The following is a 16,953-nucleotide window of genomic DNA, read 5'->3' as shown; positions in this document are numbered from 1 at the left end:
TTTTAGTATTGACATTATTGCGATTTAGCGATAAAGTGAACAAAGCTTCAGATGAAATCTTGTTCAAGTGGAGGAGAAAATGAAGAATAAATTAAAAGAATACAGAAATAAGAAGAAAATGACTCAAAAGCAGCTAGCAAAGGATTGTAATGTAACTAGCAGGTCCATAATTTCTATTGAAAAAGGAGATTTTAATCCATGTCTTCTTTTGGCCTACAAAATATCCAGAGTATTGGATATTAGCATGGAGGAGTTGTTTTGCTTAGAAGAAAACAGTCTTGATGAAATAAAAAAAGGTGAGGGAACGTTGAAATGAGGGAAAATACAGTAGAGGGAAGTATTAATAATGAAATGCCTGGGAAAAAATCTTCCCATAAAAAAGCTTTTAGAATTGCCATGATTATTTTGGGGGTTATAGTTGTTGTAATTGCAGGTGTTTATTTAAAAATAGCTATTGATTACAACACACATTTTTTCAAGGGAACCATGATAAATAATATAGATGTTAGTGGCATGACCCTTGAGGAAGCAGAAAATGAATTAAAAGCAGATGCAAAAAAATACAGCATAACCATAAATTTCAGAGGTGGAGTAACAGATACTATCAGTTCATCAGATATTGATTACAGATATGAACATGTTAAAGAAGTTACAAATGCCTTAGAAGAACAAAATATCTTTTCATGGCCTGCAAATTATATTACCGGCAATAAAAACGAAATAAGTGTTGATATGGTTTACAATGAGGAAATGCTTACAAATCTTTTAAATTCCTATGATACCATGAAGGCAGAAAATATGATTCCGCCTACAAATGCCTATGTTTCCAATAAAGACGGGAATTTTGAAATCGCAGAAGAAACCTATGGAAATCAATTGGACACTGAAACAGTAATAAATGCCGCAAAGGAGGCTGTTTCAAATTCACTTGCAACCATAAACATTGAAGATGTTGAAAATGCCTACGCAACACCTAGCGTATATAAAGATGATGAAGGACTTACCTCCACATTATCTTTAATAAATACCTTTACAAGCGCATCCATCACCTATGACCTTCCTGGAGGAAATGAAGTTTTGGACAAGGCAACTACTATTGACTGGCTTATGGTTGATGAGAATGGTGCATATACCTATGATGAAGCCAATATAGATTCAAAAGCGGATGAATATATTACCCAGATGAAGGCAAAAGTTCAAAAACATACCTTTAAGACTTCTAGTAGTGGAGATATAAATATCGGCTTTACCGTAAGGGGATACAGTTCTGATTGCGGATGGTGGATTGATAAAGCTTCTGAAGTTTCACAAATGCTTTCAGAGCTTAAATCAGGTACCGTAACAGAAAGACAGCCTGTATGGGGAGTAGCTCCTTTTACCCTGGAAAACAACGGATATGGTTATGATTATGTAGAAATAGACATAAGCAGTCAGCATCTTTGGGTGTACAAATCTTCTAATCTGGTATTTGAAACAGATATTGTATCCGGAGCCATGGTAAAGGAAAGATATACTCCTACAGGAATCTATAAAGTTGCATGGAAGGAAAGAGATCATGTCCTTAAAGGTGATAGAAGACCGGATGGTAGTTATGAATACGAAACAAAAGTATCTTACTGGCTTCCGTTTATAACAGATATTGGAATAGGAATGCATGATGCCACCTGGCAGTCTTCTTTCGGTGGAGACAGATATATGACAGGAAACGGTTCCCATGGCTGTATAAATCTTTCAATGTCATCTGTAGCAAGAATTTACAGTCTTGTAGAAAAAGGAACACCGGTAATAGTATATTACTCAAAGGGTTGTCCGTTAGAATAGGAAAAAATATAATAAAAAAAATTCCCGTAGACTTAAATCTACGGGAATTTTTTTTATAAGGACATATTTTTGACCATATCAATTACTACTTTAGCACCTTCTTTAACAACTTTTTCCTGATATTTTGCAAAATCACTACTGCTGTCGGAATTATCGGACATGGCTCTTATAACCACAAAAGGTATATTATTTAAGTAGCAGGTTTGTCCTACGCTGCCACCTTCCATTTCCACACAGTCAGCATCAGGATAGTTTTTCATAATTAGATCTTTTTGGCTTTTTTGCTCAATAAACTGGTCTCCGGAAACAACCTGTCCTACAATTAATTTTCTGTAGGCAGCCACATTTTTTATGGAATCTGATGCCAGACTAATAAGTTTTTCATCAGCTTCAAAAAAGACTTTATTTGTATAAGGAATTTCTCCCGGTTTAAACCCTACGGCACTTGCATCATAATCATGCTGGGCAACCTTGTTAGAAACAACGAAATCGCCTATTCCGATTAAATTGTTAAGATTTCCGGCACAGCCTACATTTATAATATAAGAGGCATTAAACTCATTTATTAAAAGCTGGGTAGCTATGGAAGCATTTACTTTTCCGATACCGCATTGAACCACCACCACATTCTTATCAAAAATACTACCTATACAAAATTCCATTTGCGCCATTGTTTTCTTTGAATCAAGCTTCACAGCTTCTTTGATAAGCTCAATTTCAGACTCCATAGCAGCTACAATACCAATAATATTTTTACTCATAAAATTATTCCTCCCAAATATATTTATATAGATATTTTATCTTATGAGCTTAACCTATTACAAGAATTTTTTCTGAAGGTATAAGCTGGGTTTTTCTTAAGTGTTTGGTAAAACAGATAAATATGTTAAAATGAAAAAAATGACTTTTGGAGGCTTGTATGGGTAAGGATTATTTAGATGTGGAAAAAGTAAAAAACTTTCTTGAAGAATTGATAGTTGAGTATCCTATTTGCGAATATGCCTATGGTGATGCAAAAGACATACCTTTCTCAGATAAAATATTTACAGTGTGCGAAACTGACTGTGTCAGATACAATAAAAGCTGGGCATGTCCCCCTCATGCCGGCACAATAGACGATAATATAAAAAGAATAGGAAAATACAAACAATTCATGGTATTTTCCACAGTCTGGGAGGTTTCTGATTCCATGAATTATCAGGCATGTCTTTTTATGAAAAAAGAGCATGAAAGCCTTACCAGGGATTTTAGAAAGAAACTCTTAAACCATTTTGACCTAGAAGAACAGTCTTTGGATGAGGATTCAAATCCACCAATATATATACTTTCATCAGGATGTACAATTTGTGATGAATGTACCTGTCCAAAAGAACCTTGTAGACATCCAAAAGAAAGATTAATGACAGCGGAAAGCCATGGAATACTTTTGGTGCAGGTATTAGAGGATTTGGGGCTAACATCTTCTTATGATGGAACTACGGTTGTATATTTTACAATGGTATTATTTGGAAAAGAAGATGAATAAAAGATTTTTTTGTATTACCGATATATAAAGTGTTGGCAGTTTTTATGTATAAATAATTAATTTGCCAGGGCAAAAGAAGGAGAGTTAAAATGTTTTGTACTAATTGTGGTAAAAAATTACCTGAAAACGCAGCTTTTTGTACAGCGTGTGGACAGGCGATAAAAAAGGATTCTAAAAACGAAAATATAAAAAAAGTTCCGGTAAAGACAAATGAAGATGATGTGTCTAAATATTCAGGTGCGAAGGATAAGACTAAAGTTCAGAATACTTCTACAGATAATCAACAATCTTCCGGCAAAAAAAGCGTAGTAATAGTGGCAGTTGTATTAGTATTTTTACTTGTAGGTGCTGCAGCCTTCTACTTTGCAGGAGGTTCACAGATGATAAAGGGATTATTTGACAAAGAAGTTTCTGACAACTCAAAAACGGCAGCATCAGATGAAAATGAATTGGATATAGTTTCAAAAACCCTTGATAATGTATGTCAGCTTTTAAAAAAGAAAGAAACAGATTTATCTGATAACTTCAGTGAGGCTGATGACATATTTATTAAAAATTATTACGAAACTACAGCTGATGATTACTCCACCCAGTATATGGCAGCTTTTTATCAGAATCTGGAAAAAGCCTGTGGAAGTATAGAGGAAATTAGTTATGTGCTTACAGAAAACGAGAAAATGGAAAAGGACGATGTTGAGAAAATCAATGACAAACTATCCTCTTTGACTTCTTCAAATAATGCTTTGGCAGATGATATTTATGAGATAGACCTTACCTTAACGGTTAAAGGCTCAAAAGCAACAAAAGATATTGATTTTGATGATTTGTATATTCTGGTAAATGAAAAAGGTTATTTAAGCTTATTTTTAGATGCGGTAACAGAAGATGATGATTTTCCTAAGGTGATTTTTAGGGAATATTTTAATCCGCTGGTTAATGGTGAACTGAAGGTGAAGCTTTCCAGAGGGGTAGATAAGATATTTTATGATTATTACCTTGAAGATTTGAAGGAAGTTATAAACTATAAATTTGACCACTCTCCTTTCATAGATTATGGTGCAGTTTTAAATGTAAATGTAGAGGTAAAAGGAGAATCAGAATTTTTAGATAAGGATGTTAAGGAAAAGAAAAAAGAGTTAATCAGCCAGATTGGAGGGGGAGATAAAAAAAATCTCCTGAATAATATAGAAAGTATTAATGAATATGAATTAGAAATCAATCTCAACGGTGAAAAGAAAGAAGGTACAATTAATTATACCGGCATATATCTCACAAAGACAGGTGATTGTTGGCTGGTAAGTGATGAAATAGACTATATTGAAACGTTTAATAAAGAAGATGGTAATGACTCACAGTTTAGCAACGATGATGATTATGTTATTCCTTACAGCAGTTACGAAAAAATATCTGAAGAAACAGCCCAATCACTGTCACAAGCAGAACTTCGTATTGCAATAAATGAAATATATGCCCGTTACGGAAGAAAGTTCGATGATGCAAATCTTCAAAGCTATTTTGATTCAAAATCTTGGTATTATGGAACAATTGAACCTGAAGCATTCGATTCTTCTATTTTAAACGAAACGGAACAATACAATATTCGTCTTTTAAGCAAATACAGACAATAACATATTTAAAAGCAGGAGGGATTAAATGGAAATTACAAATGATATAAAATATGTTGGAGTAAATGACCATAAGCTGGATCTTTTTGAGGGACAGTTTATTGTTCCTGAAGGGATGGCTTACAATTCCTATTGTATATTGGATGAAAAAATTGCAATTATGGATACTGTAGATATTAACTTTAAAGATGAGTGGTTTCATAATCTTGAAAATATTTTAAAGAATAGAAAACCGGATTATCTTATCATACATCATATGGAGCCGGATCATTCAGCAAATATCGCCAATTTTTTGGAAAAGTATCCTGATACAACCGTAGTAACCAATGCCAAAGCCTTTAAAATGATGGATAATTTTTTTGAGCTTGATTCAAAAGTTAAAAGGCTAGAAGTAAAAAACGAAGAAGAATTAAGTCTTGGAAAGCATAAACTAAAATTCATTTTTGCTGCAAATGTTCATTGGCCGGAAGTAATGGTAACCTATGACAGCACAGATAAGGTTTTATTTTCAGCAGACGGCTTTGGAAAATTTGGAGCCAATGATACGGATAATGATGAGTGGGACTGTGAAGCAAGACGCTATTATATTGGAATTGTTGGAAAATTCGGAAATCAGGTTCAAAAGCTTTTAAAAGCAGCAAGCAGTCTTGATATAGAAATAATATGTCCTTTACATGGTCCGGTATTAAAGGAAAATCTAAGTTATTATATCGAAAAATATGATATCTGGTCTTCCTACAGACCGGAAACAGAGGGGGTTTTAGTTGCATATACATCAGTTTATGGAAATACAAAAGAAGCAGCACTTCTTATTGCAAAAAAATTAGAAGAAAAGGGATGTCCTAAAGTTGCCATAGCAGATTTGGCAAGAGATGATATGGCAGAGGCGGTAGAAGATGCCTTTAGATACAACAAAATGGTGCTTTGTACCACTACCTATAATGGAGATATTTTTCCTTTTATGAGAGAATTTATTACTCATTTGCTGGAAAGAAATTTCCAAAACAGAACCCTTGCTTTTGTGGAAAATGGCTCCTGGGGACCGGCTGCTATTAAGGTAATGAAAAAAATGCTTGAGGAGGCGAAAAATATTACCTATACGGCAAATAATGTTACCATTAAATCTGCCTTAAAAAAAGATACTTACCAAGCCATTGAAAAACTTACGGATGAATTGTGTAATGATTACAGATGAAAGGATAAACTTAAAAAAAGATAATTTTTAAAAGAAAAAATATTCGGATGAAGTGTATTGTATACAACTTTATCCGAATTTTTTTTTTATTGTAAAATAATTGTTTACAACGAAGTGGTTTCATAGTACTATAGCACTAGAGAGTGAAAAAGTGTATACAGGTGAATTATATTCATCTGATTAAAGGTTTTACAATATGAAAGAAAAATTAAAAAAGTATTTTGAGAAGGTCAAAAGTCTTTTATATCCTCAGCTTGATGAAAGATCAAAAGAGTGCATAGACAAAGATAACATTGACAACCTTTATCGTATGGGACGTTACACATCTGTTTGTCAGCTGATTCTCCTTTGTGTTTTTTTTATACCCGGATTAACACAATTAGATGACAGAATAAGTCTTTATATTAGTCTTTTTGGTTGTGTAATTATGTATTTTGGATGTCATGACATAATCAAATATTATTCAAAATTAAATAAAAAATGGTGTGAGATTTTTGTAATTATAATTTACTTTTACATGAATACCTGGGCTGTTGGCATGTCTTTATGGAGTTATGCTTTAGATAGACAGATTATGCTTTTGTATGTGGTTCAGATTTTTTCAGCCTGCTTTTTATTATTCCATCCTTTGGTGACAATAATTATAACAAGCATTGTTTATCTGGAATTATTTGTGGGTTTATGCATAATAGACAGCGGTATTTTACCGGGCTTTGAAACAAGAGCACCTCATTATCACATAGTAAACTTTTTGGCAGTTGCCTTTATAACAGTTGTGGGCAGTGTTATGAGATACAGGAACAATCTTGAAAAGATTAACAGAATCTTTGAGAATGAAGAGCTGAACAAAAAGCTTATGGAAATGTCCTGTTTCGACTTTTTAACCGGTTTAAAAAACAGATACTCTTTAAAAGAAGATGTTTGTAAGCTTGAGAAGGAAGAAGTTTATATCATGATATCAGATATAGACGATTTTAAAAGTATAAATGATTCCTATGGTCATGATGCGGGAGATGTGGTTTTAAAAGAATTTGCCCGGATTTTAGAAAATACCTTCGGTTCTGAAAATTGTTATCGTTATGGTGGAGATGAATTCGTTGTAATGTTAAAAAAGGATGAAACCAGGGATTTCGAGTACAAGGTAAAAAACTGGCAGCATACTTTCAGAAATACCATATTTTTAAATGAAGGTGTTTATTTTACCTGCAGCGGAGGCTATATCACGGGACGCATAAACCATATCGACGATTTAAGAAAGCTTATTAAGCTGGCAGACCAGAATTTATACAGAGCAAAGCTTTGTGGTAAGGACAGCGTAATACATTAATTGATATATACATACTAAAGAAGGAATCGGAATTACATTTCTGGTTCTTTTTTTGTCAAAATATAATTATTTATGCACAATTATGAAAAATTGTGATACTATTTCTTTATATCAGCAAAATATTATTATTGTCTGATTATTTATTTTTAAGGAGGTATTTTTATGTCGTATTTAGGAGAAGAGGTAAAAAAACTGGGATTTGGACTTATGAGACTTCCAAAAAATGGAGAGGAATTCGATATCGAACAAATCAAAGAAATGGTAGATTTGTTTTTAGAGGCAGGTTTTACATATTTTGACACTGCCTGGGCTTATCCGGGAAGTGAAGAGGCCATAAGAAAGGCATTGGTGGAGCGTTACCCAAGGGACAGATTTACCCTTGCCACAAAAAATGCTGCCTGGAGGGTAAACTGTACCTGCAGGGAAGATGCCATAGGTCAGTTTGAAACATCTCTTGAAAGAACCGGAGCAGGATATTTTGACTTTTATCTTCTCCATAATCTGGGAGAGGGAAGAACAAAATATTATGAAGAGTATGATATGTGGAATTTCATACAGGAAAAGAAGAAAGAGGGACTTATAAAACATATTGGTTTTTCTTTCCATTCTACACCGGAAGAACTTGAAGAAATATTAAAGGCTCATCCTGAGGCAGAATTTGTCCAGCTTCAGATAAACTATGCCGATTGGGAAAACCCGGCCATAAGATCAAGAGAATGTTATGAAGTTGCTAGAAAATATAATAAACCTGTTGTTATAATGGAGCCTGTTAAGGGAGGCAACCTTGCAAATCCTCCGGAAACCGTAGCAAATGTCTTTAAAACTGCGAATCCAAATATGTCTGTGGCTTCATGGGCTATTAAATATGCAGCAAGCCTTGAAGGAATCATTACCGTACTTTCAGGAATGAGCACCATAGACCAGATGAAAGATAATCTTTCTTATATGAAAGATTTTAAGGGACTTTCAAAGGAAGAAATGGAAGTTGTGTATAAAGCCCAGGAGGAAATGGCTAAAATCCCTATAATTCCATGTACCACCTGTAATTATTGTGCCAAGGCCTGCCCAAATAACATAGGAATCTCAGGTTCCTTTAATGCTATGAATATGTACACTTTATATAAGGATTTAAACGGGGCAAAATTTCAGGAGATGTGGCTGGTTAAAGACCATGGCTTTACATCTGCCACAGAATGTGTCAAGTGTGGTGAATGTGAGGAAGTATGTCCTCAACATATTAAAATCAGGGATGAACTGGAAAAAGTTGTGGAAACATTACTGAAATAGTTAAAAAAATTGGATTATTCTTTAGATTAGCTGTATCAGGATAGTTTATTAAAAGTAAATTATCCTGAGGCAGCTTATTTTTTTATTATTAATGAATTTTATACAAAAGAAATAATTCTTTATTAATTGACTGATTAATGCTATTATAAGAGTGTTGTGTAAAAATGTATTTTTGGGGAGGAAATATCTTTTAAAAATCTAGGAAAGGAAAAAAATATGAGGACTTGGAAAGTTAGTAGTGTGACCTTATCTGTATTATCAGTTTTGTTGGGTATCGTTGTTTTTGTATATCCCGGTGCGACTTTAAGAATAGTTGCTCAAATGCTTGGCATCGGTATTCTTGCCCTTGGACTTAGCACAATGATACCTCAGCTTCTTGATAAAGAAAACACCAAAATGCCTATGGTATCTGCCGGTGTCCTTGCAACAATCGCAGGTATATTCATAATTGCCAAACCGGGATTTATAGTTTCCATTATACCCTTTATAGTTGGTGTAGTAATTCTTGTAAACGGCATTATTAATCTTAGAACAGCTCTTGTTTATAAGGATTCTTTATCAGATAAAACGAGCTATTCTATGATTTTGGCAATACTTACTGTCATAGGCGGAATAGCGATTATTTTCAACGCTTTTTTAGCAGCAAGTTTTATATTACAGATAATTGGTGCTGTTTTAGTATATAACGGGGTTTCAAATCTAATCGTAATGTTTTGGCAAAAAGCATAATTTGATTAGAAAAATGACAGATAAACATGTGAAGAGTTTAAAAATAATCAGGTAAAAGATAGAACAAAGATATAAGGTAAATTTGTTCGTAGTAAAAGTTTAGCAATTTCAAATGTTGACCTAAAAAATTTTGCTATACTTAAGGCAAACGTATTATTTAATAATTATAATCAGGAGGATTTATATGAGCATATTTTCTCTGTTTACATTCATTGGAGGATTGACATTATTTCTTTTTGGTATGAATGTAATGGGTGATTCCCTTACCAGGGTCTCAGGAGGAAAGCTTGAATATATATTGGAAAAGCTTACCTCAAATACCTTTAAAGGTGTGTTTCTTGGTCTGGCTGTTACGGCAGTCATTCAATCATCTTCAGCAACTACGGTTATGGTTGTAGGTTTTGTTAACTCTGGAATTATGAGACTTTCACAGGCTGTGGGTATCATAATGGGAGCCAATGTAGGTACCACTGTAACCTCATGGATACTTTCTTTAACAGGAATTGAAAGTGATAACTTTTTTATTTCTCTTTTAAAACCAAGCTCTTTTGCACCGGTTTTAGGTATTATAGGTATGGTGCTTTTAATGGTTGCAAAAAATGAAAAGAGAAAAGAAGTAGGAAAAATATTAGTAGGTTTTTCCGTTTTAATGATGGGTATGGATATTATGTCCGATACCATGGAACCTTTAAAAGATGTTCCGGAATTTACTAATATTTTATTGATGTTTAGTAATCCTATATTTGGAATGCTGGTGGGTATGGCAGTTACAGCCATTATACAAAGTTCTTCCGCATCAGTTGGTATTTTGCAGGCTTTATGTTCAACAGGAGCCGTAACCTATGGAGCTACAATTCCTATTATCATGGGACAAAATATCGGAACCTGTATTACAGCACTTTTATCCTCTGTAGGTACTTCAAAAAATGCAAAAAGAGCAGCTATGGTTCATCTTTATTTCAATGTAATCGGTACATTGGTGTTTATGGTAGGTTTTTATGCAATTAATTCCTTTATGGATTTTGGATTTTTGAAAGAATCTGCAAGTAAATCCGGTATAGCTCTTATTCATAGTGGATTTAATATTGCAGCTACAGTACTCTTATTACCATTTGCAGGTGTCCTGGAAAAACTTGCTTATCTGACTGTAAGAGAAGATGAAAAAGAGCTTGCTGAAAAAAGACAAAAAGAAGACAGAAAACTTAAGGCTTTGGACCCACGATTTTTGGAGACTCCGGGTCTTGCTTTGGAACATGCTCAAAAGGCTGTTCAAAAAATGTCCTATATATGTTATGACAGTTTAGAAAAGGCATTAAAAACTCTTGACTACTATACGCAGGATTTAGCTGACGAAGTCTGGGAACTGGAGGAGACCGTAGACAGATATGAGGACAAATTAGGAACATATCTTTTGCAGATTTCTAACAAGGGACTTTCTGAGGTAGAAAGCAAAGAATTAAATGTCCTACTCCATTGCATAGGAGATATTGAAAGAATCGGAGACCATGCTGCCAATATTGTAAAAAGTGCCAAGGAAATGGAAGATAAAAAGCAAAGAATGTCGGAAAAGGCCAATACAGAAATAAAAATACTTGGAGAGGCATGTCTGGAAATATTTGATTTATCAATAAAAGCCATGAAGGAATCTGACAGGGAAATTGCCCTTGAAATAGAGCCTTTAGAAGAAACTGTTGATGATTTAACGGATAGAATAAAGGATAATCATGTAGAAAGACTCAGACAGGGAAATTGCAGTATAGAAATGGGATTTGTACTCACTGACCTTACTACTAACTTAGAAAGAATTTCAGACCATTGCTCTAATATCGGAGTTACAATTTTAGAAACAGATGTAAATTCCCCGGGAAGACATGCTTATATGGATCTTGTAAAACAGGGTGAGTTTTCATCCTTTAGAGAAAGATATGAATTTTACAAGCAAAAATACAGAATACCAGATAATTAAAAATAAAGCAATATAATAAATACAATAATAAAGTCTTAATCCGTTGGGATTTAAGGCTTTATTGTTTATATAGTAAACTTAAGAAAAAAAGGAGATTATTATTATGAGTATGAATAAAGTAAGAAATTATTTTGAGCGTAAAAACCTTAAATATGAACTTGTAAGCGAGGATGGATTAGACAGTATCGATTTTGAACACAGAGGACTTATTTATCATATTTGGGAGTTTGAAGACAACGATGAAAAAGGGGCTGAAGCAAACCTTAAAAGCGTAGATAGGATGGTTGATTATTGTGGAGATGATTTTGAAGAAAAGATAATTGAACTGTTAACAGCATTAAAATAACTAATAAAATTTTTCTTCGAAATAAAAAATCCTATAGTAATATTAAACAAAATTACAAAAAAATTTAATAAGATAATAATTAATTTATATAATCTTGATTTACATCTAATTAATGTATTATGAGCCGAAAAAATAAATAATAAATTTAATTTTGCTTAATAAAGTTAATAGAAAATTTATTATAATAAAATTATCCAAAGAATTATAGATTTTTTTGATTTTTTTTAGTATCATAATTCCTAAAGAAACAATAAACTATTTATAAAAATAGTCAAAATTACCTATAAAGTTATTGATAAATGGATTCGATAACCTATGTGTAACAAGAAAAAAGATTCATTTGAGCAAGAAACTCGACCGAATTTGTTACAGGTAAAAATCGGTATTTTATTTACAATTTGTACTATAAAATTTATCAATTGTTTATAAATGTTAATTATCAGCCACAATTGACAGAAAAATAAACTGAAAGTGTTTAAAAGATGAATTTTTTAATGGTATGTAAAGTATGCTGAAATAATACCGATATTTGTTATAACAAGAGTTGAAGAGCTTGTTATATGAAGAAATGAAGAAATTATGAAGGAAATTAATTGAAGAAAGAAAAGGAAGGTGAGTGTCATGCGTATAGATGCATTATCACAGGTTAGCGCTGCTTATAAAGTAAACAGAGCTAAAAGCGTTTCAAAGACACAGTATAATAACATTAAGGATCAGGTTTCAATATCTGATTTTGGTAAGGATTATCAGATTGCCAGAAAAGCTGTAGCAGAGGCATCAGACATTAGAGAAGATTTAGTTTCTGAACTTAAGAATAAAATTGATAATGGAGATTACGAAGTAAGTGCTGACGATTTTGCTACAAAATTGTTAGAAGCTATGAAGTAATTTGTTAAGATTCCTCTTAAGAGGTTTAAAAATTGAAAAGTGAGGATAACTTGTGGCTGGGTTGATGGATGAACTGATTACAGTTTTAACGAATGAATGTGAAGAGTACAGGAAGCTGGCTAAGCTTTCTGAAAAAAAGAAAGCAATAATTATTAAAGGCGATATCATCAGTCTGCAGGAAATTACCGATAAAGAGCAGGAAATTACAAGTGTAATTCTTAATCTTGAAAACAAGCGGGAAAGCATTACTGAGGATGTCGCTATTGTTTTAAATAAAGACAAAAAAGACTTGAAATTGGACAATCTGATAAAGCTTTTGGAAAACCAACCTAAGGAAAGAGAAGCTTTATCTCAGGTTCAAAGAAATCTAAGAAGTGTATTATATGATATGTCAAGACTTAACAAGCAAAATGAGATTTTGATTGCCAGGTCTTTGGAAATGGTTGAGTTTGACATAGAATTATTTAAAAGCATGCACCAGGCTCCGGAAACAGCCAACTATGACAAGCACGCTGAAAATGCAGGGGTTCACTTGAGAGAGGGTAGTTTCGATAGTAAGAGCTAGACCATGCGTTATCATTATAATTTCCCAAAACATGATGTTAGGAAAATAGTTGAATTTTGAAGTTTCAGTTATTTGGCAAAGGAATGCGAAAATGGCTGGTTTATTAAGTTTACTTTTTTTTACTGGAGGTGTGAGGTATGTCTATTTTTGGAAGCTTATATGTGGGAACTTCAGGGCTGAAAACCAGTCAGAATGCTTTAAATATTACGTCCCACAATATAGCAAATGTAAACACAGAGGGATATACTAGACAACAGGTTTACCAAAGTGACCTTACCTATATTAAGTTTGGGGAAGCCGGAAATGGCCAAATGCAAAAAGGACTTGGTGTACAGGTCGCTGAAGCGGTACAGGTTAGAGATTATTTCTTAGATAAGAATTATCGCGAGGAATATGGTAGAAAGAATTTTTATGACAGCACTTTAGATGCAATGAGTGAGGTTGAGACTTTATTTGGAGAACTAGAAGGAACAAGCTTTTCTGATGCCTTGAAGGAATTTAGGACGGCTTTTGACGAACTTGATAAAGACCCGTCAACTTCAGAATATCAAAGCCTTGTAATTTTAAAGGGCTCTCAGATAGTTGACAGGGCAAAAAGTATTTATGACGGACTTGTAAGTTATCAGACTCATATAAATAAAAGGATAACAGAACAGGTTGACAGAATAAATGAAATTGGCAAGAAAATTACAGAACTTAACCGTGAGATAATGAAGGTCGAAGCCGGAGGCGTGGAAAAAGCCAATGACTTAAGGGATACCAGAAACATTCTTTTAGATGAACTTTCAGGATATGTTAGTATTGATTTTAAAGAAAATGTAGACGGTGTTATAACTGTAAGTATAGAAGGGGTAGAATTCATTACCGAGGCAAGATATAACAAAATGGATATGATTAAAGATCCAATTACTGATTTTGCCACACCGATATGGCCACACCTTTCAGACGGCACATATTATGAGGAGGTATTTGACCTTAGTAAAGGTGTTTCAACAAAGGCAAATACAGATATAGGTTCCTTAAAGGCTCTTATTTTAGCAAGGGGTGAAGAACCGGCGGATTACTCCTATATAGAGGGCATGGATGCAGCAACCTATGATAAAACCACCGGTCTTTCAGCAATAGTAAACTCTGAGGCAGAGTTTGACCAGCTTATACATAATCTGGTGGTAGCAATAAATGATATTTTGTGTCCTAATAAGACCATTACAGATGATTTGGGAAATACCTATACTGTGTGGGATGCTGAAAATGGACATGTGGGAAGTGACGGTCAGGGACCTGGAAAAGAATTGTTTTCCAGAAAAACCGTACCAAGATATAATGCTGTTGAACTTACGGTAAATGGGGAAACATCGACTTATTATGTATACAATGAGGAAGATACAGAACAGGAAAGTACAATGTATTCCATTAAATCCATAGTTATAAATGAGGAATTATTAGCTGATGAATCTCTATTTCCTCACAGGACAAAATCAGGAGAAATTGATTATGGATTTACCGAAAGTTTATGCGATGTGTGGGATAAGGCTTTTCTTACCTTAAATCCTGATTCCATAGCACCTTTGAATTTCACTGACTATTATTCTCGTATGATTGAGTCTTTTTCTACTGATATGAAAACAGTAAATACAATGGCAAATACTTTACAAAATGAAGTAGATACTATTGAAAATAAAAGACAGCAGATTGTAGGAGTTTCATCTGATGAAGAGCTAACAAATATGATTAAATTCCAGAATGCATATAATGCATCAAGCAGATATATTAACGCGGTAAACGACATGATAGAAGTGTTGTTAACACAGGTAGGAGCATAAAGGAGGTAAGCAGCCATGTCATCAACATTTTTTGGCTTAACTATTGCAGGCTCAGGCTTAAGTGCTTACCAGACGGCACTTAATGTCACAGCAAATAATATTTCAAATGCAGATACTGACGGTTATACAAGACAGACCACCACAAGGGTTACAGGAGAACCTTTAAGAGTTCACGAAAGATACGGACAGGCAGGTTCAGGTGTTGTAACTACTGCCATTACCCAGTTAAGGGATGAATTTTATGACCTTAGATATTGGAATAACAACGGTGGAGTAGGAGAGTATGAGCAAAAAAATTATTATATGTCTCAAATAGATACTTTCTTTAATGATACAGACCAGATAAAGGGATATTCTTCAATTCTTACGGAAATGTTTAATTCTCTTGAAACTTTGAAGAACAATCCTTCAGACTTAAATTTTAGAAATCAGTTTATTAACTATACACAGTCACTTTGTGAATACTTTAATTCAACGGCGATTACACTGGAAAAAATGCAAGAGGATGCCAACAGTGTAATGTATACTAAGGTTCAAAGAGTAAATGCCATTGCAAAGGAAATAGCTTGCTTAAATAAGCAGATAAATATCGTTGAGCAGCAAAGTCCTTCTAAGGCCAATGAATTAAGGGATAACAGGGCATTACTGGTAGATGAGCTTTCTCTTTTTCTTCCGGTGGAGGTTTCAGAGGAGGAGGTTGCTAATTCAAACTATCCTGAGGATAAAACAGGGGCAACCTACTATACCATTAAGGTAAACGGACACAATCTGGTTAATAATTACAATTATGATACTATTGATTGTATCCCAAGAAAGGATAAGATAAATCAGTCAGATGTAGAAGGTCTTTATGACTTTAAGTGGAACTCTGATGAATCAAATATTGGTTTTGCAAGTAATGCTCTTACAGGTGAATTAAAAGGTCTTTATGACATAATAAATGGAAATAATTCAGCTAATTTTAAGGGAATTATTACAGCTATAGAAACAAACGAAGGTAAAGATGCCAACGGGGACCAGTATTTTTATTCAACAGTTACAGTAAGCGATACTAATATGGCTGAAGAAAAAGACATGACTCTTTATCCTGAAGGAACAATTACTTTAGGACTTAAAGAATACAAATACACCGGTTATGTCGTAAATGATGATGGAAGTTTTACCTTTACTCTAACAGAAAAAGCCACAGACACAGCTAAGCTTATTAATTCAAAGGCTGCAGCTACTGTGGGAAAATCCGTTGACTATATGGGAATTCCTTTTTATCAGCAGCAGATGAATGAATTTGTAAGATGTCTTGCAAAATTATTTAATGATATTCATACAAAGGGAATAGATTTAAACGGTGATGAAGCCGGCATCTTCCTTACCGGAAAAGATCTGATTACAGGTGCGGATCTTACATTATCAGATGAAGATGTTACATCTACTTCTGATTCTTATAATCAGTTGACAGCCAGAAATTTAAAGGTTTCTGATGTAATAACAAAGGATCCGTCAAAGCTTGCTACATCATCTGATCCTACATTGGGAGTGGAATATAAAGATATACTTGAAGAGATGGCGAAATTATATGATAAGGTAGACATAACGGCTTCAGGTTCAGCTAAAAATTTCCTTACAAATATGCTTTCAGACATAGCTATTGAGGCACAAAAGGCAAGATTGTTTTCGGAAAATTATACTAATGTATCAAAAGTTATTGAAAATAAAAGATTATCGGTTTCAAATGTTGACTTAGATGAAGAAGGAATAGAAATGGTTAAATTTCAAAACGCATATAACCTTTGTTCCAGAATGATACAGACTATGTCAGAATGTTATGACAGACTTATTACTCAGACAGGGGTATAATC

General features: G+C 33.7%; 15 protein-coding genes. 14 read left to right on the top strand and 1 reads right to left on the bottom strand.

Annotation, left to right across the window (positions count from 1 at the left end; translation table 11 throughout):
* The first annotated feature begins 79 nt into the window (after window positions 1-79).
* On the top strand, window positions 80-316 hold the full coding sequence (locus BM153_RS03675; RefSeq protein ID WP_092870878.1) for a helix-turn-helix transcriptional regulator: 237 nt from the start codon (window positions 80-82) through the stop codon (window positions 314-316).
* The gene (locus BM153_RS03670) at window positions 313-1,821 is read left to right on the top strand and encodes a L,D-transpeptidase family protein (RefSeq protein ID WP_092870876.1); all 1,509 of its coding nucleotides are present in this window, start codon (window positions 313-315) and stop codon (window positions 1,819-1,821) included. The genes BM153_RS03675 and BM153_RS03670 overlap by 4 nt, the downstream gene beginning before the upstream one ends.
* A 53-nt stretch (window positions 1,822-1,874) precedes the next feature.
* Here the strand turns inward: BM153_RS03670 and BM153_RS03665 are convergent, their stop codons facing one another.
* On the bottom strand, window positions 1,875-2,582 hold the full coding sequence (locus BM153_RS03665; protein WP_092870874.1) for a 5'-methylthioadenosine/adenosylhomocysteine nucleosidase: 708 nt from the start codon (window positions 2,580-2,582) through the stop codon (window positions 1,875-1,877).
* A 158-nt stretch (window positions 2,583-2,740) separates the two neighbouring features.
* Here BM153_RS03665 and BM153_RS03660 point away from each other — a divergent pair, with 158 nt between their 5' ends.
* The 12 genes from BM153_RS03660 (at window position 2,741) to flgK (BM153_RS03605) (ending at window position 16,951) form a co-directional block, all read left to right on the top strand.
* Entirely contained in the window at window positions 2,741-3,346 is a 606-nt protein-coding gene (locus BM153_RS03660; protein ID WP_092870872.1) for a DUF2284 domain-containing protein, read from the top strand.
* An 89-nt stretch (window positions 3,347-3,435) separates the two neighbouring features.
* A complete protein-coding gene (locus BM153_RS03655) occupies window positions 3,436-4,974 on the top strand; it encodes a YARHG domain-containing protein (RefSeq protein WP_092870870.1) in 1,539 nt (512 codons plus the stop codon).
* Between the two features lie 25 nt (window positions 4,975-4,999).
* Window positions 5,000-6,166 carry an FprA family A-type flavoprotein gene (locus BM153_RS03650; RefSeq protein WP_092870868.1) on the top strand — a complete coding sequence of 389 codons (1,167 nt, stop codon included), beginning with the start codon at window positions 5,000-5,002 and terminating at the stop codon, window positions 6,164-6,166.
* A 196-nt stretch (window positions 6,167-6,362) separates the two neighbouring features.
* Window positions 6,363-7,493 carry a GGDEF domain-containing protein gene (locus BM153_RS03645; RefSeq protein WP_092870866.1) on the top strand — a complete coding sequence of 377 codons (1,131 nt, stop codon included), beginning with the start codon at window positions 6,363-6,365 and terminating at the stop codon, window positions 7,491-7,493.
* A gap of 162 nt (window positions 7,494-7,655) precedes the next feature.
* Complete coding sequence (locus BM153_RS03640; protein ID WP_092870864.1) at window positions 7,656-8,780, top strand: aldo/keto reductase; 1,125 nt, start codon at window positions 7,656-7,658, stop codon at window positions 8,778-8,780.
* Window positions 8,781-8,996: 216 nt separating this feature from the next.
* Window positions 8,997-9,509 (top strand): HdeD family acid-resistance protein, encoded by a 513-nt coding sequence (locus BM153_RS03635; protein ID WP_092870862.1) that lies wholly within the window; start codon window positions 8,997-8,999, stop codon window positions 9,507-9,509.
* 184 nt (window positions 9,510-9,693) lie between these two features.
* Entirely contained in the window at window positions 9,694-11,475 is a 1,782-nt protein-coding gene (locus tag BM153_RS03630) for a Na/Pi cotransporter family protein (protein WP_092870860.1), read from the top strand.
* A 103-nt stretch (window positions 11,476-11,578) separates the two neighbouring features.
* Window positions 11,579-11,821, top strand: a complete 243-nt coding sequence (locus BM153_RS03625; RefSeq protein WP_092870858.1) for a hypothetical protein — start codon at window positions 11,579-11,581, stop codon at window positions 11,819-11,821.
* Between the two features lie 621 nt (window positions 11,822-12,442).
* Complete coding sequence (gene flgM / locus BM153_RS03620) at window positions 12,443-12,709, top strand: flagellar biosynthesis anti-sigma factor FlgM (protein WP_092870857.1); 267 nt, start codon at window positions 12,443-12,445, stop codon at window positions 12,707-12,709.
* Between the two features lie 52 nt (window positions 12,710-12,761).
* Window positions 12,762-13,274 carry a flagellar protein FlgN gene (locus BM153_RS03615; RefSeq protein WP_092870855.1) on the top strand — a complete coding sequence of 171 codons (513 nt, stop codon included), beginning with the start codon at window positions 12,762-12,764 and terminating at the stop codon, window positions 13,272-13,274.
* 137 nt (window positions 13,275-13,411) lie between these two features.
* Window positions 13,412-15,097 carry a flagellar hook-associated protein FlgK gene (gene flgK, locus BM153_RS03610; RefSeq protein WP_092870853.1) on the top strand — a complete coding sequence of 562 codons (1,686 nt, stop codon included), beginning with the start codon at window positions 13,412-13,414 and terminating at the stop codon, window positions 15,095-15,097.
* A 15-nt stretch (window positions 15,098-15,112) separates the two neighbouring features.
* A complete protein-coding gene (gene flgK / locus BM153_RS03605; RefSeq protein WP_092870851.1) occupies window positions 15,113-16,951 on the top strand; it encodes a flagellar hook-associated protein FlgK in 1,839 nt (612 codons plus the stop codon).
* The last annotated feature ends 2 nt before the right edge of the window (window positions 16,952-16,953 follow it).

The sequence above is a fragment of the Acetitomaculum ruminis DSM 5522 genome, from assembly GCF_900112085.1.
Taxonomy (GTDB): Bacteria; Bacillota; Clostridia; order Lachnospirales; family Lachnospiraceae; genus Acetitomaculum; species Acetitomaculum ruminis.
This window is presented reverse-complemented; position numbering and strand designations above follow the sequence as displayed.

Excerpts from the sequence above, each read along its gene's own strand:
- flgK (WP_092870851.1), top strand. The coding sequence starts at position 15,113 with ATGTCATCAACATTTTTTGGCTTAACTATTGCAGGCTCAGGCTTAAGT.
- BM153_RS03625 (WP_092870858.1), top strand. The coding sequence starts at position 11,579 with ATGAGTATGAATAAAGTAAGAAATTATTTTGAGCGTAAAAACCTTAAA.
- BM153_RS03635 (WP_092870862.1), top strand. The coding sequence starts at position 8,997 with ATGAGGACTTGGAAAGTTAGTAGTGTGACCTTATCTGTATTATCAGTT.
- BM153_RS03675 (WP_092870878.1), top strand. The coding sequence starts at position 80 with ATGAAGAATAAATTAAAAGAATACAGAAATAAGAAGAAAATGACTCAA.
- flgK (WP_092870853.1), top strand. The coding sequence starts at position 13,412 with ATGTCTATTTTTGGAAGCTTATATGTGGGAACTTCAGGGCTGAAAACC.
- BM153_RS03640 (WP_092870864.1), top strand. The coding sequence starts at position 7,656 with ATGTCGTATTTAGGAGAAGAGGTAAAAAAACTGGGATTTGGACTTATG.
- BM153_RS03670 (WP_092870876.1), top strand. The coding sequence starts at position 313 with ATGAGGGAAAATACAGTAGAGGGAAGTATTAATAATGAAATGCCTGGG.
- BM153_RS03630 (WP_092870860.1), top strand. The coding sequence starts at position 9,694 with ATGAGCATATTTTCTCTGTTTACATTCATTGGAGGATTGACATTATTT.
- BM153_RS03655 (WP_092870870.1), top strand. The coding sequence starts at position 3,436 with ATGTTTTGTACTAATTGTGGTAAAAAATTACCTGAAAACGCAGCTTTT.
- BM153_RS03650 (WP_092870868.1), top strand. The coding sequence starts at position 5,000 with ATGGAAATTACAAATGATATAAAATATGTTGGAGTAAATGACCATAAG.
- flgM (WP_092870857.1), top strand. The coding sequence starts at position 12,443 with ATGCGTATAGATGCATTATCACAGGTTAGCGCTGCTTATAAAGTAAAC.
- BM153_RS03645 (WP_092870866.1), top strand. The coding sequence starts at position 6,363 with ATGAAAGAAAAATTAAAAAAGTATTTTGAGAAGGTCAAAAGTCTTTTA.
- BM153_RS03660 (WP_092870872.1), top strand. The coding sequence starts at position 2,741 with ATGGGTAAGGATTATTTAGATGTGGAAAAAGTAAAAAACTTTCTTGAA.
- BM153_RS03665 (WP_092870874.1), bottom strand. The coding sequence starts at position 2,582 with ATGAGTAAAAATATTATTGGTATTGTAGCTGCTATGGAGTCTGAAATT.